This is a genomic window from Dyadobacter pollutisoli (assembly GCF_026625565.1).
In the GTDB taxonomy this organism is placed as follows: Bacteria; Bacteroidota; Bacteroidia; order Cytophagales; family Spirosomataceae; genus Dyadobacter; species Dyadobacter pollutisoli.
On sequence record NZ_CP112998.1, the window covers coordinates 936,726 to 961,158 of the forward strand.

17 protein-coding genes are annotated in these 24,433 nt (G+C 46.6%); 14 read left to right on the forward strand and 3 right to left on the reverse strand.

Annotated elements, in window-relative coordinates; genetic code table 11:
- The first annotated feature begins 132 nt into the window (after positions 1 to 132).
- Positions 133 to 402 carry a hypothetical protein gene (locus tag ON006_RS03965; RefSeq protein WP_244824007.1) on the forward strand — a complete coding sequence of 90 codons (270 nt, stop codon included), beginning with the start codon at positions 133 to 135 and terminating at the stop codon, positions 400 to 402.
- Between the two features lie 136 nt (positions 403 to 538).
- On the opposite strand, the gene ON006_RS03970 is transcribed toward ON006_RS03965, so the two are convergent.
- Positions 539 to 1,465 carry a YybH family protein gene (locus ON006_RS03970; protein WP_244824008.1) on the reverse strand — a complete coding sequence of 309 codons (927 nt, stop codon included), beginning with the start codon at positions 1,463 to 1,465 and terminating at the stop codon, positions 539 to 541.
- Between the two features lie 384 nt (positions 1,466 to 1,849).
- Here ON006_RS03970 and ON006_RS03975 point away from each other — a divergent pair, with 384 nt between their 5' ends.
- From ON006_RS03975 to ON006_RS03995, 5 genes are all read left to right on the forward strand, one after another.
- Positions 1,850 to 2,443: an RNA polymerase sigma factor gene (locus ON006_RS03975; RefSeq protein ID WP_244824009.1), complete on the forward strand. Its 594-nt coding sequence runs from the start codon at positions 1,850 to 1,852 to the stop codon at positions 2,441 to 2,443.
- 99 nt (positions 2,444 to 2,542) lie between these two features.
- Positions 2,543 to 3,505: a FecR family protein gene (locus tag ON006_RS03980; protein ID WP_244824010.1), complete on the forward strand. Its 963-nt coding sequence runs from the start codon at positions 2,543 to 2,545 to the stop codon at positions 3,503 to 3,505.
- A 174-nt stretch (positions 3,506 to 3,679) separates the two neighbouring features.
- Positions 3,680 to 7,162 carry a SusC/RagA family TonB-linked outer membrane protein gene (locus ON006_RS03985; protein ID WP_244824011.1) on the forward strand — a complete coding sequence of 1,161 codons (3,483 nt, stop codon included), beginning with the start codon at positions 3,680 to 3,682 and terminating at the stop codon, positions 7,160 to 7,162.
- A gap of 17 nt (positions 7,163 to 7,179) precedes the next feature.
- Positions 7,180 to 8,658 (forward strand): RagB/SusD family nutrient uptake outer membrane protein, encoded by a 1,479-nt coding sequence (locus tag ON006_RS03990; protein WP_267609953.1) that lies wholly within the window; start codon positions 7,180 to 7,182, stop codon positions 8,656 to 8,658.
- A gap of 27 nt (positions 8,659 to 8,685) precedes the next feature.
- A complete protein-coding gene (locus tag ON006_RS03995) occupies positions 8,686 to 11,211 on the forward strand; it encodes a zinc-dependent metalloprotease (RefSeq protein ID WP_244824013.1) in 2,526 nt (841 codons plus the stop codon).
- 273 nt (positions 11,212 to 11,484) lie between these two features.
- Here the strand turns inward: ON006_RS03995 and ON006_RS04000 are convergent, their stop codons facing one another.
- Entirely contained in the window at positions 11,485 to 13,443 is a 1,959-nt protein-coding gene (locus ON006_RS04000) for a tetratricopeptide repeat-containing sensor histidine kinase (protein WP_244824014.1), read from the reverse strand.
- Positions 13,444 to 13,926: 483 nt separating this feature from the next.
- On the opposite strand from ON006_RS04000, the gene ON006_RS04005 reads away from it, so the two are divergent.
- The 8 genes from ON006_RS04005 (at position 13,927) to ON006_RS04040 (ending at position 23,662) form a co-directional block, all read left to right on the forward strand.
- On the forward strand, positions 13,927 to 14,532 hold the full coding sequence (locus tag ON006_RS04005) for a TetR/AcrR family transcriptional regulator (protein WP_244824015.1): 606 nt from the start codon (positions 13,927 to 13,929) through the stop codon (positions 14,530 to 14,532).
- 133 nt (positions 14,533 to 14,665) lie between these two features.
- Positions 14,666 to 16,036, forward strand: coding sequence for a TolC family protein (locus ON006_RS04010; protein ID WP_244824016.1), 1,371 nt, complete (start codon positions 14,666 to 14,668; stop codon positions 16,034 to 16,036).
- Between the two features lie 18 nt (positions 16,037 to 16,054).
- On the forward strand, positions 16,055 to 17,098 hold the full coding sequence (locus ON006_RS04015; RefSeq protein ID WP_244824017.1) for an efflux RND transporter periplasmic adaptor subunit: 1,044 nt from the start codon (positions 16,055 to 16,057) through the stop codon (positions 17,096 to 17,098).
- A gap of 10 nt (positions 17,099 to 17,108) precedes the next feature.
- The gene (locus tag ON006_RS04020) at positions 17,109 to 20,165 is read left to right on the forward strand and encodes an efflux RND transporter permease subunit (RefSeq protein ID WP_244824018.1); all 3,057 of its coding nucleotides are present in this window, start codon (positions 17,109 to 17,111) and stop codon (positions 20,163 to 20,165) included.
- 144 nt (positions 20,166 to 20,309) lie between these two features.
- Entirely contained in the window at positions 20,310 to 21,083 is a 774-nt protein-coding gene (locus ON006_RS04025; RefSeq protein ID WP_244824019.1) for an SDR family NAD(P)-dependent oxidoreductase, read from the forward strand.
- A 179-nt stretch (positions 21,084 to 21,262) separates the two neighbouring features.
- On the forward strand, positions 21,263 to 21,898 hold the full coding sequence (locus ON006_RS04030) for a TetR/AcrR family transcriptional regulator (protein ID WP_244824020.1): 636 nt from the start codon (positions 21,263 to 21,265) through the stop codon (positions 21,896 to 21,898).
- Between the two features lie 127 nt (positions 21,899 to 22,025).
- On the forward strand, positions 22,026 to 23,195 hold the full coding sequence (locus tag ON006_RS04035) for a nickel-binding protein (protein ID WP_244824021.1): 1,170 nt from the start codon (positions 22,026 to 22,028) through the stop codon (positions 23,193 to 23,195).
- A gap of 92 nt (positions 23,196 to 23,287) precedes the next feature.
- Positions 23,288 to 23,662 (forward strand): group I truncated hemoglobin, encoded by a 375-nt coding sequence (locus ON006_RS04040; protein ID WP_244824022.1) that lies wholly within the window; start codon positions 23,288 to 23,290, stop codon positions 23,660 to 23,662.
- Between the two features lie 149 nt (positions 23,663 to 23,811).
- Here the strand turns inward: ON006_RS04040 and ON006_RS04045 are convergent, their stop codons facing one another.
- Positions 23,812 to 24,366, reverse strand: a complete 555-nt coding sequence (locus tag ON006_RS04045) for a hypothetical protein (protein WP_244824023.1) — start codon at positions 24,364 to 24,366, stop codon at positions 23,812 to 23,814.
- Positions 24,367 to 24,433: the final 67 nt, after the last annotated feature.

Below are 24,433 nucleotides of genomic sequence, written 5' to 3' on the forward strand. Positions count from 1 at the left end.
AGCGGTTCTGCTCTGAACTAAGCACGTACAGCCGCCGCTTGCAACGTCGCCGGGACCTTTTAACCAAAATTGGGCTGGAACTGGGAGGTGTCAAAGCTGCGATGGTCGGCGGATGGGTTGGCAGTTGTGTAAGTGCAGCCACAGTACAGTTATGCCCGCTGGGACGCGCTCAGCGCATATTTATATGATGGAAATCTGTTGATCGCTCGCATTCAGCAAGCCTTAGATGAATTGTCAGAGAAGAAAAGGCAAGAACGGAGCCCATTTTTGAAGCAAGCAAATCACCATACCCATGAACTGAACATCATCATCAAGGCCCTGGATCAATTTCCGGAGGGAGCGTCACTTGAAGCAATCAAGGAGGTATCGGGCTGCGTGCCTTCTGACCGATACCTTTTTTAGCCTTCTTCCCAAAAACCGAAATAAATTCATCGAGGCCCTAGAGAAGTGTTTGTCCGGATCTGGCGTTGTTTACTGTCTTTGTACCCTCATTTTACCCGACGATATCTGCACGATACTACGCGGTTTTTTCCGGAGACTAATCATACATCCCTATTCCGCGTATGATCTTCAATGCACCGTCTTTTTCCCTTCGCCAGATACGTATGTCTTTTCCTGTAGAAACGCCTGACCAATCACCGTTTCTTACGATGGCAATGTGGCTTGCGTACTCAATCACGTATTCTCCAAGGTTATCTATTCGGTCATTTCGTATGTCTAACTTTTCAAAGACCGGAAGTTCTTTCACATGTATTTCCAGCCAACCGTCGATTTCCTTGCGTCCACGGTACAACGGGTTGCCTATGCGGAAGAGGATGTAGTCATCCGCATAAAATTGGGACCAGAGTTTTGCATCATGAGCCGTGATCACCATTTCCTGAAAATGATTTAATGCAGCCAGTTCAAAACTGATATTGTCCTTAACTGGAACGTGCTGCTGCATTGCCACGTTTACCGTAGGCACTTCAGGGAATAATAGCTGGTCTATGATGTCAACCCTATGGTTGTAATTCCACGCTTCCGTTATCAAATGGAGCTTACCTTCTGATGTACGTTCCCAGATGTTTACATACTTGCCATGGATCTCCACCTCTCTGGCCGACGATTTTATTTTTAGTTTTTCGGTGAACAATCCTGATTCAACAATCCTGCCTCCGAGGTCAAGTATTTCGAGTTCTTCACGCGTGTACAGGGTGACAATGAAGCGTTGGTGAAACGCTTTAAGGTAGAGCAACGCATTGCTTTGTCCGATCATTGTTTTTTGTGTTTCCGTCATCAGACGAATGTCTGCCCCATAGTACCCATGAATGATATCAGGTTTTCCTTCCGTCATTGATTTCACAAAGTCGTTCCTGAATTTCTTCAGGAACGCAGCTGTTGCATCGTCGGGTTTTACGTTGCGTTGCGCAAATAATGGTGAGATTATAAAGACAAGAAAAAAAACGAGATACATGTTCCGGCTCATCAGAATAATTGGTTAGTGATTATGAGGATACATTGCCTGCAAGTTATCATTATGCCATTACCTATGCCAGAATAATTGTCCTGAGAGGTGCACAAAAGTCCGAATTGAAATCAAGATCGTTCGCCTTAATACCATTCAATCCTATAAAAAGGGAATCAAACCGCTTTGTGTCTTTCCGCCTGGTCCGTAATCCAGATTGAATCCTGTACCGCTAGTTCTTCATCAATACAATTTGATCAAATGGCGTATTTGCATAATTATTCTTATTTAATTTGTTACAAAACAAAACAAAATAGAAGATTTGGTGAATTATCTTCCATTTTCTTTTTCAAATTGTTAAATTAAATGCTTGGATGATCCTGAGACCTTGATAAAAGCATCACAATGATTTTGATCAACGAGCGCACTTTGTTGCTAGAAATAACCAATGGGAGCGAGAGAGCTTTTAGCACCTTGTATGAAACGTATTTTGGGGATTTGCATCGATTTGTGATGAGGTTTGTGAAGGTGGAAGAACATGCCGAGGATATCTGCCAGGAAGTTTTTATCAAAATATGGAATAGCAGAGAATCCATGTCGGAAGTGCAGTCTTTCAAAGCATACCTGTATGTGCTGGCCAAAAACCACTCTTTCAATTTTCTTAAACATGCCTCCGTTGAGCGGGCCCTTCAGGATGAAATTCTCAGTCATGCATTGCAATTGACAAGTGCAACCGAGGAAGATTTCCAGAACGCGGAATACCTGATGTATATCGAAAAAATATTGGGCCAAATCCCCGATCGCAGCAGGGAGGTGTATGAATTATGCAAAGAAAACGGCAATTCTTATCAGATGACGGCGGAGCAACTTGGTATTTCACGGAATGCAGTCAAAAAGCATATGGTGCGTACAAACAAGTTTTTACGATTGTCAGTCCTTAAAGATTTTGGTATATCTCTTTCTTTCGCCTATATAATATCCTTATTCCTCTACAATTAATACATTTTATTCTGTCTTTTCTGATTTTTGCAAAATATTTTTTTAAACAAGGGTACCCTTTCCTTTGGGTTGGTTGTCTTATATTCAAATGCCGCGCTAATGAATGAACAAGAAGTTATAGCATCGCTGGTGAAACGCTATGTGTCCAATCTGGCCGGCCGGAAGGAACTGGAGGTGTTTTTTTACATGCTCGGGGAGGGAAAGCTCGATGAAGAACTGGAACGTTATATGGACAGGGAGATGGTCCGCTGTCTGAAAGACCAAAAGCCAGGTGCAGCTCAGGTGGTCGAGCGCAATGGATTCCGCGTCTGGAAAATGGCGGCATCGGTGATTGTAGTGCTGGGAGCTGGGCTGCTTGCTTATTTGTACTACAACCAAAACCGGCTGGACACCGGTGAAGTTCAATATACGTATATACATACACGTGGGATGGAGGTAAAGAAGATAAAACTCGCCGACGGTTCGGAGATTTGGCTCAATGAGGTGAGCAGCCTTAAATATCCCAAGCAGTTTGAAAAGAGCAAGAGAGAGCTTTTTTTGCTGGATGGTGAAGCTTATTTTAAGGTTAAAAGAGATGAAAACCGGCCCTTTGTGGTGCATGCAGGCGGTACGGTCACCAAGGTACTTGGAACCGAATTCAATGTGCGCTCTTACCGATACCTGCCGGCTGTGCGTGTGACAGTTACTAAGGGAAAAGTCAGGGTGGCAAAGGATGGAAAGGAGACATCCGGGGCTGTGCTATTGCTTCCCAACCAGCGCGCCAGCTTTGATCGTGGTGATGGGTTGATCGTGGAGCACCAAGTGAACACAGGCAATGCAGTGGCCTGGAAACAGGGAAGGCTCGTTTTTGACAACGAAATGCTTCAAGACGTAGCGGCAGCACTTTCTTTCCGCTATGGTGTTCAGATCGAAATAGAGGGAAATGATACCAAAAGCGTGAGATTGTCGGCTGAATTTGAATCCACTGATTCGCTCATTGATGTGATGGAGGCAATCAGTCTTGCCAATAACCTGGAATATACTTCGCAGCACACAAGAATTCATTTGAAACCCAAAAAATAATCCTTAATCCGCAAAGCCTATGACGTAAATATTCTTTTGCTTATGAAAACGGCAGGCGATTTGCCTGCCGCTCCGTCCGATATTTCCGCGCAGCCGTAACGCCAATCACTCGCTGTGTGGTTATCTGGTGTTTGCTTTCATGTTCTTACAGTTCAACAAAACACAGTCAAATTTATGAAAAAAATCACTCGCAGTGAGCCTGCGGAGACTTTGCTTTTCAGAATTATGAAATATTCAATGTACATATTTCTTTTGACGGCACTGGGTACGCAGCTTTTGCTGGCGGCGCCTTCCAGAGGTCAGACATTGAAGGAAGTCACCATGGACCTCAATTTCCAGAACAGCAACCTGAAAGATGTTCTCGGGGCTATCAAACAGAAGTCAGGGCTCAAATTTGTCTATAAGGAAAGCCTTGTGGCAGGTTATAGCATCAGCGTAACGGCCAAAAATAAAAGGCTGGATCTTATCCTTACGGAGATACTTAAAAATACCAAACTAGCTTACTCAGAACGCAAAGGGTTGATCATCCTGCATGAAAAGGCTACGTTGACGGTCAGCACTGAAAATAATGTGCCGGTATCAGACATACCGGTAACGCTGAACCTGCCTCAGATCGTAGAGAAAACCATCAAAGGGGTGATCACCGACAAACAAAACGGGGAGCGGCTGCCGGGCGTATCCGTTCTGTTGAAGGGGACATCCACGGGTTCTATCAGCGATACGGAAGGCAATTACAGCCTGCGTGTTCCCGACAATGTGAAGTCGACACTGGTATTTTCTTTTATAGGTTATAAAAAGGAAGAGATTGAACTGGCCGGGCAGTCGGTACTGGATGTAGGCTTGTCGGTGGACATGAACCAGCTCAGCGAGCTGGTGGTGACCGGTTATGCCACCCAGAACAGGACCGAATTTACAGGGTCCTCGTCCCACATCAGCGGGGAGGCCATAGCTGCCCGCCCTGTACCGAGTTTTGATCAGGCACTGGCCGGACAGGCGGCGGGCGTGAGCATCATATCCGGTGGCGGTGCGCTCAACGAGGCGCCTGTTTTCAGGATACGCGGTTTCAATTCGATCCAGCTCAGCTCATATCCGCTCATCATCATCGACGGGATCACGTCTTTTACGGGAGATGTTGGAAACACGGCTGAAAATAATCCGCTGGCCGACCTGAACCCCAATGACATTGAGTCTATGGAAATCCTCAAAGACGCTTCGGCAACAGCGATTTATGGTTCCAGGGCTGCCAATGGTGTAGTGGTGATCACCACCAAAAAAGGAAAAAAAGGAAACGTTAAAGTGAATTACGATGGCTGGGTAGGCTGGAATACCAAGCCCATTCTGCCTGACCTGCTGGGTGCCGAGGACTATGTGATGATCAAGAACGAGGCCCGGGTCAATGCCGGGCTTGCGCCCGCTTTCGCTTTGCAGGACAAGCCCGGAGGCGGTTTTGTGCAGACAAAGTGGTACGACTACATCTACCGGACCGGTGTCTCGCACAACCATAACCTGAGTGTTTCCGGTGCGACCGACGCCACTTCGTACTTTGTATCACTGGGTTATACAGATCAGGAAGGGTTTATGGTCAAAAATACATTTGAGCGCAAAACCGTGCGGCTCAATCTGGACCATAAAATCACCAAGAAACTGGCGGTGGGGACCAATGTTACATATAGCAATTCTATGAATGCCAATCTTACCAGCGGAGTAGGTGCCGCTTTTTCACTCAATAACCTGGCCCGGATGGGTATGGTGCTGCCGCCGAACCTAAGCCCGCTCAATGAAGACGGCTCCTATAATATCGTCGGTAATTCCATTGGTTATGGGGCCAATACGATTTTGACGGGTTATTACAATTTGCTGCCATTGGTTGAGCACGACAAGTTTACGTCCGAGAACAATACGTTCATGGGATCGCTCTACGCAGAGCTGACCATTTTACCGGGATTGAAATTGAAAACCAATTACAGTATCAACAACCTGAATGCAGAGAACAAATCCTTTAACAACCCCTATCAGGCGGGCGGTTTTGCCAATAATGGATCGGCTACCAATGCCCTGAGCAAAAACCGCCGCACGGGCTGGACCAATACCCTGAGCTACGCCAAGACTATCGCGGAAAAGCATGGTCTGAACATTCTGGTGGGAACCGAGGATATCGAAACGATAACCAATGGCTGGGGTGTGACGCGCCAGAGTCTGAATGATCGTTATTTTGATACATTTGAAGGAAGCTGGGCTACATTGAGCGGCTCGACAGGAAGCTATGCGGAAAATGCGTTCCGTTCCTATTTTTCCAGTGTCAATTATGATTTCAAGAAGAAATATCTGCTGAGCGCGAGTTTCCGCCGGGACGGTTTTTCGGGATTGGCGAGCGGTAACAAGTATGGAAATTTCGGTGGTGCTTCTGTGGGTTGGAATGTAGCTGAGGAATCCTTTTTTCAGAATTTGTCAGCGGGCGGTATGATCAGCGGGTTGAAATTGCGGGCCAGTTACGGCCAGGTTGGCAATGTAAACATCGGTGAGTATTCCTCTCTTTCGCTATACGATTCAGGTATTTATGCCGGATTGGCGACAACGCTGGCGCCTTCTCAAACGGGTAACCCTGATTTGCGATGGGAGACCAGCAAGAAGACCGACTTTGGTGTCAATATTTCTTTGCTCAATAACCGTTTTACCATCGATGCAGACTATTACAAAAACAACATTGATGGAATGATCCTGAATGCATTGCAAGCACCTTCCAAAGGTATTCCCGGTAATACGATCACTTCCAATGTAGGATCGATGTACAATTCGGGGCTGGAATTTGATATCAATGCTCAGATCATCAACACCCAGGATTTCCGCTGGTCTGCCAATTTCAATATCAGTACGTTGAAAAACAAAGTGACTGAGCTGGCCAACAACAATACCGATATATGGAGCAGCGGACTGGAAACTTCCAACATCACACGGTTGGGAGAATCTGTGGGCGCTATTTATGTGGTGAGAACAACGGGTGTCAATCCGGATAACGGTTTGAGAAAGTACTTCAACCGAGAGGGACGTGAAGTGCAGTACAATCCGAGGGGATCATCGTGGACATACCTGGAAGGAGGCACCGCGCCCGCCCTGGACGCTTATGGCGACGGATATGTGGCAGGCAATTCCATTCCCAAATATTATGGTGGTTTCAATAACAATGTTACTTTCAAAAACTTTGATCTGGGTCTGAGCTTTGTCTTTTCGGGAGGTAACAAAATGTATAATGGGACCCGGGCGACTTTAATGGACAACCGCTTCTTCAATAACCAGACCGATATACTCAGGCGCTGGACCACGCCCGGGCAGATCACTGATGTCCCCAAACTGCATTATAATGACCAATATGCCAGCGGGTCGGTGCTGATGCATTCGGGCAATGTAGAGGATGGTTCGTATGTGAAGCTTCGCAATGTGTCGCTGGGCTACCGGGTACCTGCGGCCGTATATAAAAAGCTTGGCGTGAGCTCGATGCGTTTTTACGCGTCTGCGACCAACTTCCTGCTGTTTACTAACTATACGGGATCGGATCCCGAGATATCGGCCAACGGAAATTCGAACACCCAGCCCGGACGTGATAAAAACGCGGTTCCTGCCGGCAAAACCTTTACCCTTGGGCTTAATATTGGATTTTAACCATGAACCGCAGAGAAATGAGAACTGTATATAAAAATTACAAATCCGCCGTGTTATGCTTCCTAGGGGCAGCAGCGCTGCTGATGAATACATCCTGTGAGAAGGATTTCTTGGAAAGGGTGCCGCTCACGAACATATCGAGCTCCAATGCGTTTGATACGCCGGAAAGGATCCTGGCACAAGTCAATGCGCTCTACTTGTCGGTAAAGAATTCCCAGTTTTACGGCGGAAGATATATCATTTACAATGAGCTCCGCGCCGACGAATTCATCCTGAATAAACCGAATGTTCAGACCGGACAACTTACGTGGAGCCATACTGTGAATTCGAGCACCAGTGAGGTTCAGAACCTGTGGAGCAACGCCTATGCTTCCATTAACATGATCCATATTTTTATGCAGGGCCTGCAGGCCAATCAAAGCAAGATAAGCCCTGCGCTTTACGCCAATTACATAGCAGAGGCCAAATTCCTCCGGGGACTGTGTTATTTCGCGCTGGTACAGCAGTATGCAAGGCCCTACATAGAAGACAACGGTGCCAGTGCCGGTCTTCCGTTGCGCCTGGCGGCTGAGCAGACTGCCCAGAACAATGCTTTGGCCAGATCCAGTGTGGCCGAAATTTATAACCAGATCACCAAAGACCTGGATGAAGCTGAAAGTGGCTTGCCGCTGAATTACCCAACAGCTGCCACCAACGCAACCCGCGCTCACCGCAACACGGCCATTGCCTTGAAAACCAGGGTTTACCTTACGAAAGGCGAATTTGCCAAAGTCATTGCAGAAGCATCCAAGATCGTTCCTGCCACTGCGCCTTTCCAGGCGGCTTCGGGCGTGGCCAACAAGCTGGAAGCAAATGTGGTCAGCGTTTTTGAGGGATCATATACCGGAAATGAAGCGGTGTTCTCATTGCCTATGAGTACGCTGGATGCACCGGGGGGACAAAATGCCCTGGCTTATTACTTCACGTTCCAACCCGGTAATGCTGAGTATTTCCTGAATGCAAGCGGTACCATTGCCGACCCCGTTTTCAGCCCCGCCTCTGCCGATGCCCGTAAAAACCTGATCGTCAAACAGCAGGACCAGATGTGGCTGTATAAGTACAAGGTGGCCGCCACCTATGCAGATTATATTCCCGTGATCCGGTATGCTGAAACTTTGCTGAATTATGCCGAAGCCGCTGCGAAATCCGGAAATCTGCCATTGGCAACGCAACTGCTTTATGCCGTTCGGAAAAGGTCTGACGCTGCTTACAGTTTTACGCCGGCCAGTGTCGGCACACCCGCGGCGCTGGTAAGCACCATTATGCAGGAGCGCAGGATCGAATTGCTCGGAGAAGGGTTCAGGGTACCAGATCTTTTGCGGACGCTGCAACCGTTGCCGGCCAAGGCTGGTCCGGCGGCAACTTCACCGGCGGTACTGCCCACAGAGGGAAAATACATCTGGCCGATTTCCGCAGCCGAACTCTCTACCAATGACCTGATGAGGCCTAATCCTTAATGTGTATTTAATTTAAACCAATTGAATATGAAATTGCATCTTACCATGGCTGTCGGCCTGTTGTTGGCGAATGTTTATTGCGAAGCGCAAAACAGGCCCGCCGCCCCGGCAACTGGCCGGTCGCAGGCAACACCTGCGACATCGATTTCGGCCATCACCCAGGATTACAAAAAAATGGACGGGTTCTTTCCCTTCTATTATGATGAAAAAACAGGGAAAGTCTTTCTGGAAATTGATAAGCTGGATCAGGAGTTCCTCTTCTTCAACTCGTTGACAACCGGTGTGGGAAGCGGCGGGCCGGAGCGGGGACAAGCATCTTCGGGCATTATGAAGTTTATGAAGGTGGGGCCAAAGGTATTCTTAAGCCAGCCCAATTACGATTACCGGGCGATTACCCAGGATAAGGATGAGCTTTATGCAGTGGAAAACAACTTTGCCAGCTCGATTATCTTCGGTTTTATGCCCTTGGCTGTCGAGGGTAACAAGGTACTGATCGATCTGACACCATTCATTATCCGTGACAGCCAGAAGATCGGTGACCGGATCAACAGCCGTCGGGGAGGAGCACCGACTGGTGGCGGAGGGGGCGCTTACCGGCTTGATGAAACGCGCTCGGCGGTGTTTATGGAGAACACTAAAAACTTCCCCAAAAACTCAGAATTCGAGGCATTGCTGACTTTTACGGGCTCGCCCGGTACACCTGCGGCATTTTTCGGAAGAGGCGGCGGAGGAATCGCTCCGGACCCATCCTCTGTGACTGTCCGTATGCACCAGTCTTTTGTAGAGTTGCCTGACGCTAATTACAAGCCCCGCAAGTTTGACCCACGTTCTGGAATGAACTTGTTCAGCTACGTAGATTTTTCCACACCGATGACCGAGCCGAGCGTGAAGCGTTTTTCCCGCAGGCACCGCCTGCAGAAAAAAGACCCGAAAGCCGCTATGAGCGAGGCCGTTGAGCCAATCGTTTATTATATCGACAGAGGTGCGCCCGAACCGATCAAAAAAGCTTTGATTGAAGGCGGAAGCTGGTGGAACGAGGCATTCGAAGCGGCAGGTTTTAAAAATGCCTTCCAGGTTGCAGAGCTGCCTGAGGGGGCTGACCCGATGGATATCCGTTATAATGTAGTCAACTGGATCAACCGTACCGGCAAGCCGCGTGCATTTTCATCGGGAGCTTCCTACACAGATCCCCGCACCGGCGAGATCATCAAAGGCGTCGTCACCCTGGGGGCTGACCGTCACCGCCAGGACTACATGATCATGGAAGGGATTCTGCAACCGTATGAGGACGGCAAACCGATCCCAAAACAAATGGAGGAAGTCGCCCTGGCACGGGTTCGACAGTTATCCGCACATGAGATCGGGCATACCCTGGGGTATTTTCACAACTTCGCAGCCAGCGTAAAAGCCCGTGCCTCTGTGATGGACTATCCTTTTCCGAAATTTGTCATGAAGCCTGACGGTAGCTTTGATGTGTCGAATGCCTATGCCAAAGGGATCGGCAGCTGGGATAAAAGGGCGGTGATATGGGGTTATTCGGAGTTTGCTGCCAATGCCGATGAAGACGCAGAACTGGACAAGATCATGAAGCAGACCTTGAAACAGGGATACGTTTTTATCCCGGATATTGGTGGCCACGTACACCCTGATTCGCACCAGTGGGACGATGGCGAAGATGCCGTGGCTGAATTGAACCGGCTTATGGCATCCAGAAGGGTTTTGTTAGATAGATTTTCAGAAAAAGCAATTGTAAAAGATGCGCCGATGGCCACTTTGGAAGAAGTGCTTGTGCCGGTTTACCTGCTGCACCGATATGAAATCGAAGCAGCTGCCAAATCGCTGGGTGGTTTGTTTTTTACGCATGCTTTGAAAAATGATGGACAGGTAGTTACCAAAATGATAGAGCCCGAAAAACAATGGAAGGCCTTCGACGCCCTTGTAAACACGATCACGCCCGACGCGCTTGCATTGCCCGAAATACTGATTGCCAAAATCCCGCCGAGGCCGTCCGGATATGCAGGAATAGGGGAGGTTTTCGATCGGCATACCGGGCCAACTTTCGATCCCATTGCCGTTGCCGAGACGGCCGCAAGCGCCACGCTTTCCTATCTGCTCAATTCGGAAAGGGTCGCCAGGCTGATCGAATACAATGCGCGTGACAGCAAGCAGCCCGGATTTATGGCTATGGCCGATAAATTAATTGAAAAAACCTGGAAAACGCCACTGGAGACAGGTTATCGTGGAGAACTTCAGATTTTGGTCAATAACCTTACCTTAAAGGGATTACTTGCCCTGGCCGCAGATACGGAGGCCACAGAGAGCGTAAGGGGCGAGGCTTTGCTGAAAATCAGTGAGCTGGGCGACTGGATGAAAATTGCCGTAGCCAGCGGACCTCCCAAGCAGAAGGCAAACATTCTTTTCGCCATCTCGCAAATGGACGAATTTAAAAAAGATACAAACAAATTCAAGCCTGTTAAATCGCTGGATATGCCTGCGGGCGCACCGATCATGGGCGGCATGGACTTTCTCGATTGCGCGTTAGAGGATTATTGACAGGCGCGGTTCGTTTTCTCGTGCTGGTTGATCAATGGGCGGACTGCCATGCAAGCCTGGTAAGGTGCGTCCCACTCTCAATGGTTTCTGATGACCATTGAGAGTTTTTTTATCTACGGGGGGTGAAACTCGCCTGTGAGCAACACTTTGGTAGAACTTTCCACTGCCCAATGGGCTTCCTTTAAATTGACACAAGCTGCTTATCAAGTTCGGGGCCAAGATAAACTTGCCTGACCGACCGGGGATTTCGTTTTGGCTTGAAAGGAAGCGTTTTTAAAGAGAAGGTTCAGTGTTCTGAATCGACCTGAAAAAAACGATAAACTCTGATCCTTTGCCTTTCTCGCTTTTGACTTCGATCCTGCCCTTATTTTCTTCAATAAATTGTTTGATAAGCAATAAACCAAGGCCGGTGCCCGGCTCCCGCTCGGTTCCTTTCTCGTTAATCGCTACGCCGGACGACTTGAACAAACTCGCAAGTTTTGCCTTGGTCATACCCATTCCGTTGTCCCGGATGTGAACGGCTCTGAAATCGTTTTCCTGCGTGTAAAACACGTTAATGGTCCCATTTTGAGGCGTAAACTTGATGGCGTTACTCAGGATGTTTTGAAGAATTATTTTTATGTGGTTTTCATCCGCTTCGATAAATACGTCCTCCGGGCTTGAATATATGATTTGTTGTTTTTTCTGTTCGAAAGAATACTTGTAAATTGAAAGCACTTTTTTTGTGGCCTCGGTCAAATTGACCTTTTTAAACCTAATGGCTGCACCGTTCTGCTGGCTGCTGGCCCAGGCAAGCAGATTGTCGATCAACTCTGAGACCAGCCCTATTTGGTTACCGAAATCTTCAAATACCATTTGCTGATCATCCTTGTCTAGATCACCACTTCGTATCAGCTCCAAAGCCTGACGCACCGACGCAAAAGGACTTCGCAGATCGTGGCCAATTACGGACAAAACCCGGTCTTTGGTTCTATTAATCGAAACAAGCTCCTCACGCTGCGCCTTAATCTCTTCTTTTTGTTGTTCAATCTCCGTGTTTCTATGTTTTAGCTCCTGGTTCAGAGTGTTTTTTCGAATGATATTTTGCCTTAGCAACAATAGCGCAGCCAAAAGCAGCAGCGAGAACAGGGTAGTCAGGGTAATTACGATACGGTTACCTCTGATCACCTGACGACTGTGTTCGTTTTCTCTTAGTAACTCTAAATTCTCCGCTTTTTTGTCTTGCAAATGCAGGTAATTAATTTCCTGTTCCTTTTTTTCGTTCAGGATACTGTCTCCATATGCCCGCGCAATGGCCTGATATTCGTATGCTTTCTGGTAGTTTTTTAATGCCGCGTAACACTTGGATAAGATATGTGCTGCCCTTTCAGTGTCCCAGTCGGCATTCAGCTTTTTCATCAATGTATAACTTTGGCCTGCATAATCCAGTGCTTGTGGGTACTGCTTCATCTCATAAAGTACCTGAGCCATACCCGAATAGGCAAAACCTTTTTCCCATTGGTCCTGGTAAGCGGAAAAACCAAGTGCAGACCTAAAATAGTATAATGCCTGTTTGTAATTTTTGGAGTGGTAATAAATTTCGCCGATACGGTTCAAAGACATTTGGTTAAGATGCCCATCCTTGCATTGTTTTGCAACCAGCAATGCTTTCTCTAAATTAGAAAATGCTTTTTGGAACTGGCCAAGCTCATCGTAAGCTAAGCCAATGTTGAAATAATTCGCAGCAATTCTGGCGCTGTCCTTTAGCTGCTCATTCAAAACCAGCGCTCTTGAAAATTCCGGTATGGCCTCAGTCAACCTGTTCTGTCCAAGATAGATTAGCCCCCGGGTGTTGATCGCAACGGCGATTTCCGGCACGAAAGCACGCTCCTTGCTAAGAGCCAAAGCCGAATCTGCGTATGATAAGGACTCAAAATAAGAACCGGTAACATAGTAGCTTTTGGCAATATGATTGTAAGCTTTTGCTTTCTCCCCGAGGAGGTGCTGGTTTTTAGCGGATTGCAAGGCTATTTTTCCAAATAAAACAGAGCTGTCGGGGTGGTTATATAAATATTTCTCGGCCAGTTTGTTGCATAAAGATACCTGGGTTGAATCTATGGGCCTTCCTTTAAATTGATTGAAACTGATGATCATTTCCTGCAGGCGCTGACCATAACCCGCGATGGAAGAAATAGTAACGGAGAGGATAAATGCAATGAATAGGGCAGGGTTGAATGTTCTTTTTACAGACATCGTTGAGTTCTGAGGGAATAAAGTCTGGAGGGTAGGATAGTGAAATTGCCTTTAAATCTCACCTTACAAAGTTAGATAATCAGACATGAAAATAATAGGAAAAGTGGTTGCTATGTTATATCCTGTACGTTAAAATCCCTATTTAGAAGAATGACTACGACCGCTTACGAAGATTAGAGAATCAGGGGGAAACATTCAGATGAAAGCCTCGGAAGTCTCTGTGAATTGGTTGCCGGGCCACCGGGCGGTGTCACATACCAGGATTGTTACGATGCGGCAGAGCATGAAAAGAAAACATCGTTGATAGGAACCAGGAAACTTCTGTTTTTGCTAGTGCCTGACTTAAAGCAGTATGAGTAATCGGTATAATTACCTGTTTAACAAGATGTTATAAAAATTCTGTTAAACACTGTTCAAAAAACGCTCATATAATTTTTTTTATTGAACAGTGTTTAATAGATTTGCATAGCAAATAAGTTTAACATGTCAGTAGCGAAGAGAAAAGAGCAGGAAAAAATAGAAATGCACAAACGCATACTGGACAGTGCCCGTAAGATTTTCCTTGAAAAAGGCTACGAACAGACCAGTATCCGCAACATTGCGAGCGCGATCAGTTACAGCCCAGGTTCAATCTATTTCTATTTTAAAGATAAAAACGAGATTTTTCATGAGCTGCATAAAGAAGGGTTCCGCTTGTTTTTAAGCCAGATGAAAGCTTTGAATGTGATTGAAGACCCTTATGAACGTTATAAAGCTTTGGGTTTGGTTTTTATCCGTTTTGCCCAAAACCATACCGATTATTATAATCTGATGTTTCTGGTAAGTGAAACGAGCAAAGTGCAAGGAGAAGGATTTCAGATAGCGCAGGAAGCGATTGAGAATTTGTCGGGCGTTATACAGCAGTGCCAGGACCAGGGAAAGTTCCAGGGATTAGACAATAAGCATTTCACATTTATGACGCTGTCTTTGGTACATGGTATTTGTTCGTTGTACTGCAAAGACCGGATGTCAGGTTTTTTTGAAAAATCGAGTGAAGAGCTGATGCTGCGCGGATATGAAACTTTTATTGCATTGATAGACCAAAAATAGGGCAAGGAGTATTTAGATTTTAGTCAGAAAAAGTTAGCGTTAACATAGGGCCGGTTGTGACAGGATGCTTTCATCCTGAATGAATTGGCCTATTTTTTTAAATTATATTTGAACAGTGTTTAAAATTATTACAGTGAACAAATTTATAAAAACGTCCGGTGTTAGGAAAGCTGCGCTATCGCTTCCAATGCTTGCCATGCTGGCCTACCCGACCAAGGGCCAGAGCAGGCTGCAAGGTTACATCACCGAAGGGCTTGGGTCAAACCAAAGCATCAAACAGCAGAATTTTCTGCTGGAAAGAAACGTACTGGCCTTGGCGGAAGCCAAAACCATGTTTCTGCCCAGCGTGTCATTTTCTGCTACCTACACCAAGGCAACCGGCGGGCGGACGATTGATTTTCCGACCGGGGACCTTTTAAATGGGGTGTATTCCACCCTCAACCAGCTGACGACCACCAATGCTTTTCCTAATTTGCAAAACCAGAGTATCCAGCTGTTTCCCGACAATTTTTATGACGCAAAATTCCGGACCACACTGCCTGTCATTAACGCAGAACTGCTTTACAACAAGCGTATCAAAGGCAAGCAGGTAGATCTGCAAAGAGCGGAGGTGCTTGTCTATAAGCGCGAATTGGTCAAAGAAATCAAAACCGCTTACTATCAGTATGCTAAGGCGATTAATGCGGTTGAAATCTACGAATCTTCACTCAGCCTGGTGCAGGAGGGCAAGCGGATCAATCAGGTGCTTTTTGATAATGAGAAGGTGAACCGGACCGGGGTGATCCGTAGCGCCAATGAAGTGACCAAGATTAACGCATCGCTGATGGCCGCGAGAAAAACCAAAGAATCGGCCAGGTATTGTTTTAATTTTCTGCTCAACCGGCCGCTCACCGATAGTGTCCAGGTTGACTCCATTACCAGCCTGCCCGAACTTAGCGAGCTACTGGCTGGCGATGTAGCAGGCAGGGAAGAGCTCTACAAACTTAAAATTTCGCATGACATCAGTACCAACCTCACGGGCCTTGCCAAATCCTACGTCATCCCCAGAGTAGGAACGTTTATAGACCTGGGTTCGCAGGCATTTGAGTGGGATTTCAATACAAAGAGCCGTTACTATTTCTGGGGCGTGTCACTGGACTGGGACCTTTTTGCTTTTGGAAAGAATAATTACAAAATCAAAAAAGCAGTCGCTGAACAGAAAAGCATTTCGGCCCAGACAGACTACATCGCAAAGCAATTGCAAACGGAGCTGAAAGTACGCCAAAACCAGATGCAGAGTGCGATAGCACAGTACCAATCCGCCCGGTCGCAACTGAAAACGGCCCAAACCTACTACAACGACGTGCTGAAATTATACCGGGAAGGTGTGGCGATTTACATTGAATTGCTGGATGCGCAAAACCAGCTGATCAATGCCCGCCTGGATGCCAATATCGCGCTGTTTGACATCTGGATTAGCCATGCTTCGATCGAGCGCGCCAATGCCAGTTTTACTTTTCAATAATTAAAAAAAACATAGTCTATGAAAACGATACCATTACTGATGCTGGTAGCTGTGGCCTTTCTGGGCTGTAAGCAGACACCCAAAGAGAGGGTTCATTTGGAAGACAGGGAAGCGATTCCTGTTAAAGTCTCAGTGGTCAGCTCACTGGACGTTTCGGGAAATATCAGTGCCACAGGTCTTGTGAGCACAGAGCACGAAGCAAAGTATGGCTTTAAAATTGGGGGGGTGATCAGCCGTATTCTGGTCGAGGAAGGGCAATCGTTCAAAAAGGGGCAGCTATTGGCTGTTTTGAACGCCACAGAAATTGCGGCGGGACTGAGCCAGTCGAATCTGAATGTAGAAAAAGCGCAGCGCGACTATGACAGGGCGGTGAATCTGTACCGCGACAGTGTGTATACCAAAGAGCAGCTGCAGAATACCAAAACGCTTCTGGATATCGCCAAAAAAGGAGAGGAGACAATTTCCTTCAACAAGCAATACGCTAAGATCTATGCAGCCTCCGATGGTTTTGTAGCCCAGCGGCTGGCCTCGGAAGGAGAGGTGATCGCAGCCGGCAGCCCGGTCCTTGTTATCAATGAGACCAAACAGGACAAAAGCTTGCTGCTCAAAGTTGGGCTCACCGATAAGGAGTGGGCTTCTGTTTCAGTCGGACAAAAGGCAACGGTTACACTGGATGGTTATCCGGACAGACCGATTGAAGCCTATGTCCTGCGTAAATCTCAGACTGCCGACGTGGCCGCAGCCTCTTTTCAGGTGGAATTAAAACTAAAACTGACAGGCATCAGACCCGCCGTGGGCATGTTCGGCAAAGCGAAGATCGCTACCGGAAAGGCGCAGCATGTGATGAGCATTCCCTATGATGCGTTGGTGGAAGCGGATGGATACAGCGCCTATGCATTCATTTTGAATGGCACCTCAAAAGTAAAAAAGGTGGCTGTTGACATTGCCAGTTTCGACAACAAGACAGTGTATCTGAAAGAGGGGCTGAAAGCAACTGACCAGGTGGTTATTTCCAATAGCGCCTACCTGAACGAAGAATCCACCATTAAAGTAATACAGTAATCTCAGAGCAATGAAAATTACCAGTTTCGCTGTCAAAAATTATCAGTTCACCCTGATCATTTTCCTTCTGGTTGCTGTTGTCGGCGTGCTGACGCTGCTGACCATGCCACGTTCAGAAGACCCCACTACCCATCCGCCCCAATATCTGGTCACGGTAATCTACCCTGGCACGAGTCCCAAGGACATGGAAGAACAAGTGGTAAAACCCATAGAAAATAAGATTTACGGTCTGGAAAACATCGACAAGATCCTGACTACGGTGGAAGACGGCGTAGCGGCCATCCAGATCAAGTTCAAATATGGTGTCGATGTGGATAATAAGTACCAGGAAATTTCCACGGAAATCAACGCGTTGAAAAACAGCGAGCTTCCCAAGGAGATCTACCAGATCAAGACGGAGAAAATTGCGTCATCGGATGTGAAAATTATCCAGGTTGCGCTCATATCCAACACGGCGTCATCGAAAACATTGAGGGACCATGCGGATATCTTAAAGACCAAACTGGAAAAGATCACCAACCTGCGGGAAGTGAAATACACAGGGATGCCTGAGCAGGAAATACGGATTGATATGCAGCTGGATAAGCTCGCCCAGCTGAAAATACCCATGAACCTGGTTGTCGGGAGCCTGCAAAGTGAAGCGGCAGATATTCCGGGGGGGAGTATCCATATGGACAGCAAGGTTTTTAATGTCAAAACCAGCGGCAAGTTTAAAAATGCAGAAGATGTTGCCAATACGGTCATCTACAACGCCAACGGGAAAATAGTCTACCTCAGAGACGTGGCAAGGGTGAGCTATAAAGACGGCACGGTCAGCCACATCACCAGGATCAACGGGCAGCGCTGTATTTTGGTTACAGCCGCCATGAAAAACGATGTAGACATCAGTCAGGTTAAAAAAGAGTACACACCTGTACTGGAAGAGTTTACCCAGGCATTACCTGACAACATCAAAATGGTCAAAAACTTTGACCAGGCCGATATGGTTTCCAAGCGTCTGGGCCACCTTGGCTTTGATTTCGGGCTGGCCATCCTGCTTGTGATCGTAACGCTGCTGCCGCTGGGCTTCCGGCCATCGTTGATCGTGATGATCTCCATTCCGCTCTCGCTCGCCCTGGGGCTTATCGCGATGAACTTGCTTGGCTACTCGCTCAATCAGCTCAGTATTGTTGGTCTTGTCGTCGCATTGGGCCTTTTGGTTGACGACAGCATCGTCGTGGTTGAAAACATTGAAAGGTGGCTCAGGGAGGGACATTCCAGAAAGGATGCTGTCCTGAAAGGCACACGGCAGATCGGGGCAGCCGTGGTTGGCTGCACTGCCACACTTGTCATTGCATTTTTACCGTTGGCTTTTTTGCCTGACATGGCCGGGGAGTTCATCCGCAGTCTTCCGATGGCGATCATCACCAGCGTACTGGCATCGATGATCGTAGCGCTCACGCTGGTCCCTTTTATCGGAAGCAAGATCCTGAAAACCCACGAGCACGGAGAGGGAAATTACTTCCTTCGGAAATTGCAGGGCTTTCTGACCTTTTCCTACCGTGGCATCATGCCCCTGGCCCTCAGGTGGCCTAAGGTAACGATTGGTATATCGCTCGCATTGAGCGTACTGGCGTTTTTGCTGTTCCCACTGGCAGGGTTTAAACTCTTCCCTACCTCGGAAAAACCCATGTTTCTGATCAACATTAAAATGCCCCTGCAAGCCAACATCCCCGAAAGTGACCGGGCTACAAGGCTAGTGGAAACGGAGCTGAAAAAGCATGAAGAAATCATTTATTACACCTCCAACGTGGGAAAAGGCAACCCGCAAATATATTATAATGTTCACCAGCAGGATATCAAACCGGATTTTGCACAGATTTTCGTGCAGCTCCAAGAGGAAACAAGCCCTATTGCCAAGACGCAGCTGATCAAAAGATTAAGGGGCAAGTTTAGTGATTTTCCTTACGCCAAAATAGAGGTAAAGGATTTTGATCAGGGTACCCCGATTGAAGCCAATATCGTGGTCAGGGTTTTCGGCGACAACCAGGACACGCTGCGCACGCTTACCTTCAAAGTGGAAGAAATACTACGCAAGCACCCGGGTACCTTTTTCATTAACAACGAGCTCAATTCCTATAAGTCGGATGTGAAGATCCGCATTGACAAGGAAAAAGCCAGGACATTGGGCGTAATGACCAGTGACATCGATAAGGTGATCAGAATGGCCGTTGCCGGACTGAATGTAGGAGATTACATTGATGACAGGGGTGATGCGAGAAATGTGGTCATCACCATCCCGCGCGACAAGTTCTCCAATCTGGATGCTCTCAGGAACCTATACGTGAGCAGCATCCAGGGTGTCCCAATCCAGGTAGATCAGATTGCGAGCATCGGCTTTGAAACCTCGCCAACTGCCATCAACCACTTCAACAAATCGCGGTTTGCCAAGGTTACTTCGCTGACAAAGGACAACATGCTGGCCAATGATATTTTGAAAGATGTTGTACCTGAGCTCAACAAATTGAAAATGCCCAAGGGCTACTATTACAAATTGTCGGGTGAGGCCGAATCAGAAGGCGACGCGCTGGGCGGGAATTTCCTTTCGGTCATCATTTTGAGCACATTCCTGTTTATTGGCGTGCTGCTCTTGCAGTTCAAGACCTTCAAGGGCATCATTATCGTTTTATCGATCATCCCGCTGGGCGTTTTGGGTGGGGTGGTGTTTCTGCTGATGACCGGAAATCCGATGTCGCTTGTTTCGATCATCGGTTTCATCGGACTCTCAGGTATACAGGTCAAAAACTCGCTGCTGCTCGTCGACTTTACCAACCAGCTCAGAGCCGAAGGTAAAAGTATAGAGGAAGCCATCAGCATTGCCGGGGAAACCAGGTTTTTGCCTGTGGTACTTACATCGATAACGGCCATTTGCGGTCTGATCCCAATCGCGATGAACCCCAATCCGCAGATCGCCCCACTTGCCATTGTATTGATCGGAGGATTGATCAGCTCAACGATATTATCGCGGATCGTTACCCCGGTGATGTATAAGCTCATCCCGCCAAGTATTGATAGTGATGATCACTGATGTAAGGCAACGCTTGGTCAGATGGGTTTACATGCAGTACGCGACATATCAAGATGCTCATTTTTTAACATAGTGCATCATCTTGAATGTCCCCAATAAGATAAAACGCAAATTCAAACAATACTAATCTAAATTTTACCGAACATGAAAGAATACATATTGCTCACCGGGGCATCATCCGGCATTGGCTATGAGATGGCCAATCAATTGGCGTCGAAAAAATTCAACCTGATCTTGGTGGCCCGCACCGAATCCAAATTGCGGCAGATGCAGGCTGAACTAACAAGTAAGCACGGCATAGAAGTTGAGTATTACGCTACCGACCTCTCTGATGTAGGTGCTGCTATGAACCTTCATAAAGCGGTGCAACTGGAAAATTTTATAATAACCCACCTGGTCAATAATGCTGGTGTGGGCAACTATGGCCATTTTACAGAAACGCCTTTGGAGGAAGAACTGAGCATGATCCAGTTAAACATTTCCAGTCTGGTGGTACTTACCAAGCTCTTTGCACAGGATATGGTCAGCCGCAAGTCCGGCCGGATCATGAATGTAGGCTCAGTGGTTTCATTTTTACCAATGCCTTATTTCTCTGTTTATTCTGCTACCAAAGCTTTTGTAAAGGCATTCAGCGAAACACTTGATGCAGAATTGGACGGCACTGGTGTTACGGTCATATCGCTATATCCAGGTACGGTAGATACTGGTTTTACAACTGCTCAGATGGCATCTACCAATCTTCACAAAACCAAAGCCATGCATCCCAAAGAAGTGGCAATACAAGGTGTAGCGCATCTGTTGGCGGGAGATGGAAAGAAAGTAGTTGGTTTTCAGAACTGGGTAAACTCTAAACTCCCAAATTTTGTGCCTGATCGTATTATGATGAAGATTAAGAAAGGGTTGGCCAGTCAGAAATAGCAACAGCTTATAAATTATACAAAAGCCACCAAGCTGCTGAACCCGACACGTTCATCCTGCCAAAACCGTCAATCCTTTGGCTGATGCATTCATTGCATGGATCAATAATTTCTCATGATGTATGCAGGTCCATCATCAGTTCGAAAATTTACAAGTGTCACACCAATTAACCTTTAAGGATGGGCATACCGGAAAGAAAGCTACGGGAGCGCGAAGCAATGAAAAAAATAATCCTTGACGCCGCGTATGATTTATATTCACAGAAAGGCCTGGATTTTACGACCATACGTAAAATTGCTGAGAAAATAGATTACAGCCCCACAACGATCTATCTGTATTATCCAAGTAAGGATCTGATATTTTATGATATGCAGAAGTTGGCATTTGAAAGTCTGCTTACAGCTTTACGGTCTGTTGATCCTGCTAAAAACGCATCCGATACTTTAAAGGATCTCGCGAAAATTTATATTGATTTTGGTGTACAGAACCCAGAAAAATACGATTTGATGTTCCTACTGCATTCCCCAATGAGAAGGATTCCGTCAGATCAGCTCTGGGAGAATTTCAAGGAAACCTTCGAAATTTTGCAGCGTACATTAAAGGAATGTATAACCTGGAAATCTGTGACCTACACGGATCCGCTTACCGGTTCAGTGCAGTTCTGGGGTTTTCTACATGGGCTTACTTCTCTGTATTTAAAGGATCGGTTTGCTTATTTTTGTGGCACAGAACCTGAGGACTTAGCCCCTGTTTATCAGGCGTGTGAGCAGTATCTGAGCAGTATCAGTGCCTATGCAGTCCGTAAGGCAGGTTAGATCGATTAATCAGATGCGTTGATTGCGATGACCAGTTTATAACTGGTCGAAGGAGCGGCGGTGTTTTGATGCCTGAAGAGGTGTAGTTTTTGTTATTTGGAATTATAAGATTAAATTTATCTAGCTGATGCTAAGCCGGATGGCACCCTATATGGGCGTTGTGCCTTTCGGGAATCAATGGACTTTTTATAGCGTAGTTATGGCAATTTTTATGGACCGCCACGATGTTACCGAGGCCACAACGGCAGAGCATGTCGCGCAATTGCATCAGCAAGATTTGAAGGTACAGGATCAGTTTGGATGCAGGGGGATGACTTATTGGTTCGATCAGAAAAGAAAGACCGCATTTTGCCTGATAGAAGCACCAGACAAAAATGCTATATTCAGAATGCACAACCATGCTCATGGCCAAGTTCCCCACAAAATCATAGAAGTTGACCCAGGTATCGTCGAATCGTTTTTGGGAAGGATCCAGGATCCCGAGAAAGCACAGGACACAGCACTGAATATTATAAATGAGCCTGCTTTCAGGACTATTATGGTTTTGAAGTTAAAGCCAGGTTCGCTTAAACCAAGGGCTTCATTGACGCCTTTATTAGGCGACTACCTTGATCCAATCGTTGATATGCTCAATAAGGCCGGCGGGGATATAGTTCGGCAGAACGAAGGCAGTTTTTTGGTTTCCTTCAAATCCGTCACCAAGGCGGTACAGGTTTCTCTGGAGATCAAAAGCTACTTGTATCAAACAAGCAAAGGTGAAGTTGTCCACAAAATAGGCTTGAGCGCCGGCGTGCCGGTAAGCCAAAACGGTTCAATTTTTGAGGATACAATCAGGATTGCTGAACGGATGTGTCAGGTTGTAGCAGGCCAAACCGTTATTACCTCGGAAGTGAAGGAGCTGTACGATAGCGAAAACACAAGAGGGTTACAGCAGATCAATTGCATTCGTTGTCTTACTCGACCAACAGAGACGTTCTTAAATGCTTTCCTGGATTATACAGAACTGAATTGGAAAAATACAGCTGCTAAAATCGATGACCTGGCCAGGTCGCTAGGGTGTAGCCGATCGAAACTTTACAGGAGTGTAATTTCCCTCACAGGATTGTCCCCTATTGATTTCTTAAAAGAATACCGTTTAAACGAGGCACTAAAACTGCTTAAAAAGAATGCGGGGGATATATCGGAAATAGCAGACGAAACAGGTTTCGGCAGTGTATCGTATTTTTCAAAATGCTTCAAAAGACAGTATGGTTACTCTCCTTCGGAAAACTTCAAAATAGGGAGTGGTATTATTTGAACAAATATTGCTATTATTTGAACAAAAAGTGGCACTGTTGTCATTAAGCCTTCGATTATCTTTGCAGCACTGTTTCATCTAAAAAATCAACCATGACAACAATACTTTACGAGCGTCTTGGAGGTGCTGACGGCATTACGGCAATTGTGGAAGCTGTCGTAGAGGCACATATGAGCAATCCTTCGATTAGTGGAAGATTCCTTCCATACCGGGAACAGCCTGAAAAGTTGGCCGGGATAAAAAAGCATACTGTCGATTTTTTCAGTGCGGGAAGCGGCGCTGCGGTTGCCTACACTGGGAGGGACATGGTAAGTACACATACTGGTATGCACATTACAGCTGCTGAATACATGTACGTTGTAGATGACATACTGGCGGTGCTCACCAAGCGCCAAATTGATGATGTTTCCAAAAACGAGGTGCTGGCAATCCTTTGGTCCTTAAAAGGGTTGATTATTGATAAATGAATAAAGCTTCGCGATATGAGCGCATCATTTTACCGTCTTGATCATTTTGCTTGATTTAAAGCCGATCCTGACCATGTGCAAAGCACTGTCAGTTAGCAAAAGATGGAATGGCAGGGCCCGAAGACATTGCGGGTGTAGCAAATTGGCTTTCAGTGAAATTGCCTGGTAATATATCCGCTCGCCTGTGGACTTACATGGAGAATATCAAACATTAGCAATGCAAGTTTGCCGAGTATTTCGTTGCATGAATGGTTGGCTTCGAGTCTAAATTCGATTCCCGGCTTTTCTGCTTCCAAGTTGAAGCCCAGTGCCAAGATGTTCTTTTTGAAGCCGGACATATAAGCGTAATAATGTGCTTTCAGCATTTCGTCTTCTGTGGGTATCTGGCAATACAGTCCCCGCCCGGGCAGCTTGTAGAAATGCAGATAAAAATCTGATTTGCTAAGAAAGAATACAGAGAATCCTTTGATCTTGCCTTTGTCCAACTCGACGATGGCATCCACCAAATGTTGTGTATCGAGCGCTGTGGGGTTGTGGTATAGCTGTTGAAGCTGTTTGATCCTTCTTTCAATGCGCCAAATGCCTTTTTGAAAGAAATGAGCGTATTTGTAGTCTTGAACTTGAAGGCATTCCTGCAACTCTTCATCCAATCTTAATTTTTCAGACTCCAATTCCCGAATAAGTAATTCAAACTCTGTCAACATGGCCGGCTCAGAATAGATGGACTGGATAAGCCCTCAATTTACTTTACCTTCATGGGTCTGCCAAGCT